This window comes from Candidatus Desulfolinea nitratireducens, assembly GCF_982879505.1.
This window is the reverse complement of sequence record NZ_CEYOSI010000311.1, coordinates 1,496-3,068: the sequence shown is the minus strand read 5'-3', so window position 1 is coordinate 3,068 and position 1,573 is coordinate 1,496. Positions and strand designations below refer to the sequence as shown.

Below are 1,573 nucleotides of genomic sequence, written 5' to 3'. Positions count from 1 at the left end.
ACCTGTTGATCCGGATAGTGAAAATAATATTTTGGCATTGGTGGGTCCTGGAAACAACGGTGGAGATGCCCTGGTTACGCTTGAGCTCCTTGTTGCTGAAGGCTGGCAAGTGAGCGCCTATATTTTTCAACGGAAATCCAAGGGTGATCCCCTCCTAAAGAGAGTTGAAAAAGCAGGCGGGAATATCGTTTATGCTGAGAGTGATAAGGAATATTCAGAACTAAACACGCTTGTTGAAAACAGCTCGGTTTTGCTAGATGGATTACTTGGCACGGGGATCAAATTACCTCTTCGAGAGAGCGCAGCGGATTTGCTGGCAGCAGCCGGTGATGCCCTCGAATTCGTCGATTGGAAACCCATTGTTGTTGCGATAGATTGTCCTTCTGGCGTAGATTGCGATTCAGGAGATGTAGCACCAGAAACCATACCCGCAGACTTGACCGCGACCATGGCAGCGATCAAATTTGGCTTATTGAAATTACCCGCTTTTGAACTTTGTGGTGATATTGCTGTTGTAGATATTGGCGTGACTGATAAAGTTCCCGATTGGGTGGCGGTCTCAAATTTTGTCGTCAACGAAGATCATGTCGCTGCATTATTACCGGAACGCCCACTATCCGCGCATAAGGGAACCTTTGGCGCAGCCCTGATTGCAGCAGGGTCGGTTAACTATACTGGGGCAGCTCTGCTCGCAGGAAAAGCCGCCTATAGGATTGGCGCTGGTTTGGTAACGCTAGCGATCCCCTCGGCGTTGCATGGTGCATTGGCGGGACAATTTCCGGAAGCGACCTGGATTTTATTGCCTCAGAAGATGGGTGTCGTCTCAGCAGATGCGGCCAGTGTTCTGTTGGAGAATATCGAGCGAGCGACCTCGCTCCTGATTGGTCCTGGCTTTGGAATGGAGGATACCACACGTGAATTTATAAAGAATTTAATCGAAGGGAAATCTACAAAGAAAAAGAGTGGCGGGCGGATGGGCTTTGCTTATGGTGAAGAGGATAAGCAGGAGGAAGTGAAGAACGATTTGCCCCCTCTGGTTTTCGACGCAGATGGGTTAAAGCTCCTCTCTCAAATCGAAAATTGGCCTAAGTTACTCCCTAAAACAGCTGTCCTGACACCACATCCGGGAGAGATGGCCGTGATGACGGGGCTCTCTGTCGGTGAAATTCAGGCTGACCGTTTGGAAGTTGCGCGCAAATACGCTCACGAGTGGGGTCACGTGCTTGTATTGAAGGGTGCCTTTACCGTTATTGCAGCTCCCAGCGGAGAGACATATACCATCCCTGTTGCCTCGCCTGCATTAGCGCGGGCGGGCTCAGGAGATGTATTGGCGGGGTTGATCGTTGGGCTCCGCGCACAGGGATTAGAGGCTGTTGAAGCAGCGGTGGCAGGCTCATGGATCCATGCGCAAGCTGGGCTTTCTGCGGCAGAAGTTTTCGGTTCAACCGCTTCCGTTTTGGCGGGGGATATCCTCGCTACGGTCCCCGATATTATTGCGGATTTGGAATAGAAAAAACCCAGCTCCCGAGCGGAGCGAACGATAGCGAGCACAGTCGAAGGTCGGGGTTACCAG

The 1,573-nt window shown here is 51.2% G+C and carries 1 protein-coding gene; it reads left to right on the top strand.

Annotated features, from left to right (window positions below; all coding sequences use genetic code 11):
* Positions 1 to 1,510, top strand: a 1,510-nt coding sequence (locus tag AC3DOM_RS17065) for an NAD(P)H-hydrate dehydratase (protein WP_487920237.1), incomplete at its 5' end; no start/stop codon positions are given.
* Positions 1,511 to 1,573: the final 63 nt, after the last annotated feature.